The sequence below is a fragment of the Micromonospora sp. NPDC049580 genome (assembly GCF_040675595.1).
Taxonomy (GTDB): Bacteria; Actinomycetota; Actinomycetes; order Mycobacteriales; family Micromonosporaceae; genus Micromonospora.
In genome coordinates, this window is sequence record NZ_JBFAPG010000663.1 from 1 (window position 1) to 2,576 (window position 2,576).

At 71.5% G+C, this 2,576-nt stretch carries 2 protein-coding genes; one reads left to right on the plus strand and one right to left on the minus strand.

Features of this window, described 5'->3' with window-relative positions; genetic code table 11:
• Positions 1–1,900, plus strand: a 1,900-nt coding sequence (locus AB0J68_RS30685) for an ABC transporter ATP-binding protein (protein ID WP_363942204.1), incomplete at its 5' end; no start/stop codon positions are given.
• 57 nt (positions 1,901–1,957) lie between these two features.
• Here AB0J68_RS30685 and AB0J68_RS30690 read toward each other — a convergent pair.
• Positions 1,958–2,576 (minus strand): His/Gly/Thr/Pro-type tRNA ligase C-terminal domain-containing protein (locus AB0J68_RS30690; RefSeq protein WP_363942206.1); only part of this gene is annotated, 619 nt, incomplete at its 5' end.

Consider the following 2,576-nt stretch of genomic DNA (forward strand, 5'->3'; position numbering starts at 1 on the left):
CGGGCCGTCGGCCCGACGGCTGCTCGGTCGGCTGCGCCCGCACCGGCTGCACCTGACCGCGATCATCACCCTCGCCGTGGTGAGCGTCGGGTTCAGCGTGGCCGGCCCGAAGATCCTCGGCCACGCCACCGACCTGATCTTCAGTGGGGTGATCGGTCGGCGACTGGCCCCGGGCACGACCACCGAACAGGCCGTCGCGGCGGCGCGGGCCAGCGGCAACGAGAGCTTCGCCGACATGCTGGCCCGGATGGACGTGGTGCCCGGAGTGGGCATCGACTTCGGCGCCCTGGGCCGGGTGCTGCTGTTGGCGCTCGGGCTCTATTTGGCGGCGAGCGTGCTGTCGTGGTGGCAGGGCTGGCTGCTCAACGGGGTGGTGCAGCGCACCGTGCTGCGGCTGCGCGCCGAGGTGGAGGAGAAGCTCAACCGGCTGCCGCTGCCCTACTTCGACCGGCAGCCCCGCGGTGAGCTGCTCAGCCGGGTCACCAACGACATCGACAACATCTCGACGAGCCTCCAGCAGACCCTCAGCCAGCTGCTCACCTCGCTGCTGACCGTCATCGGCGTGCTGGCCGTGATGTTCTGGATCTCCCCGCTGCTGGCCCTGGTGGCTCTGGTCGCCGTCCCGCTGTCGGTGCTGGTCACCCAGCGCATCGCCAAGCGCTCGCAGAAGCAGTTCATCGCACAGTGGAAGCACACCGGCGAGCTGAACGGCCAGATCGAGGAGGCGTACACCGGTCACGAGCTGGTGAAGGTCTTCGGCCGGCAGCGCGAGGTGGAGGCCGCGTTCCACGCGAAGAACGAGGAGCTGTTCCGGGCCAGCTTCGGCGCCCAGTTCATCTCCGGGATCATCATGCCGTCGATGATGTTCATCGGGAACCTGAGCTACGTGGCCATCGCCGTGGTCGGCGGACTGCGGGTGGCCTCCGGGACGATGAGCCTGGGCGACGTGCAGGCGTTCATCCAGTACTCCCGCCAGTTCACCCAACCGCTGACCCAGCTCGCCTCGATGGCGAACCTGCTCCAGTCCGGGGTGGCGTCGGCCGAGCGGGTCTTCGCGGTGCTCGACGCCGACGAGCAGAGCCCCGACCCGGCCCAGCCCGCCCGGGTCGTCGACCCGCACGGCCGGGTCGAGTTCGAGCACGTCTCCTTCCGGTACACGCCGGACAAGCCGCTGATCGACGACCTGTCGCTGGTCGCCGAGCCCGGGCACACGGTGGCCATCGTCGGCCCGACCGGCGCCGGCAAGACCACCCTGGTCAACCTGATCATGCGGTTCTACGAGCTGGACGCCGGCCGGATCACCCTCGACGGGGTGGACATCACCACGATGCGCCGCGACGACCTGCGCGGACGGATCGGCATGGTGCTGCAGGACACCTGGCTCTTCGGCGGCACCATCCGCGACAACATCGCGTACGGCCGGCCGGACGCGACCGAGGAGGAGATCATCGCCGCGGCCCGGGCCACCTTCGTGGACCGGTTCGTGCGCAGCCTTCCGGACGGCTACGACACGGTCATCGACGAGGAGGGCAGCAATGTCAGCGCCGGCGAGAAGCAGCTCATCACCATCGCCCGGGCGTTCCTCGCCGAGCCGTCCCTGCTGATCCTGGACGAGGCGACCAGCTCGGTGGACACCCGCACCGAGGTGCTGCTCCAGCGGGCGATGGCGGCGCTGCGCTCGGACCGGACCAGCTTCGTCATCGCGCACCGGCTCTCCACCATCCGCGACGCCGACCTGATCCTGATGATGGAGAACGGCCGCATCGTCGAGCAGGGCACCCACGAGCAGTTGCTCGCCGCCCACGGCGCGTACCACCGGCTCTACCGCTCGCAGTTCACCGGCGCCGCGGTCGACGAGGAACCAGCCGCGCCCGCCGGGGCCCAGCCGGCGTCGGTCTGAGGGCGGACCGCCGTGCGCGCCACACGATCGACGGTCCACCTCAGCCCGGTGGGCGGCTCAGTCCGCCGGGAGCAGGTCGGCGGCGCGGGCGGCGACCTGCCGGCCGATCAGGGCGAGCACGGCGGCGGCGGGCATCGGGGCCAGGGCGCGGCCGTCGCGCAGGCGCAGTGCGAGCGCGCCGTCGGCCGCCTCCCGGGCACCCAGCACCCCGAGGTACGGGACGCGGCGGCGGGTCGCGTCCCGTACCCGGGCGCCCAGCGAGCCGGCGGTGTCGACCTCGACCCGCAGGCCGGCGTCGACGGCCCGCCGGGCCAGTTCCGCCGCCGCGTCGGCCTGCCCGTCGTCCACCGGCAGCAACACCAACTGGACGGGCGCGTACCAGGCCGGGAACGCGCCCTCGTGCACCTCGATGAGGTACGCGAACAGCCGCTCCATGCTGCCGACCAGGCTGCGGTGCAGCAGGACCGGCCGACGCCTGCTGCCGTCGGAATCGGTGTACGACAGGTGGAACTTCTCCGGTTTGTCGAAGTCCACCTGGATGGTGGAGATGGTCGACTCGCGGCCGGCCGCGTCGACGATCTGAATGTCGATCTTCGGGCCGTAGAAGGCGGCCTCCCCGGGGGCCTCGACGTACTCCACCCCGGCCAGCGCGCCGCGGAGCAGGTCCTGGGCGCGG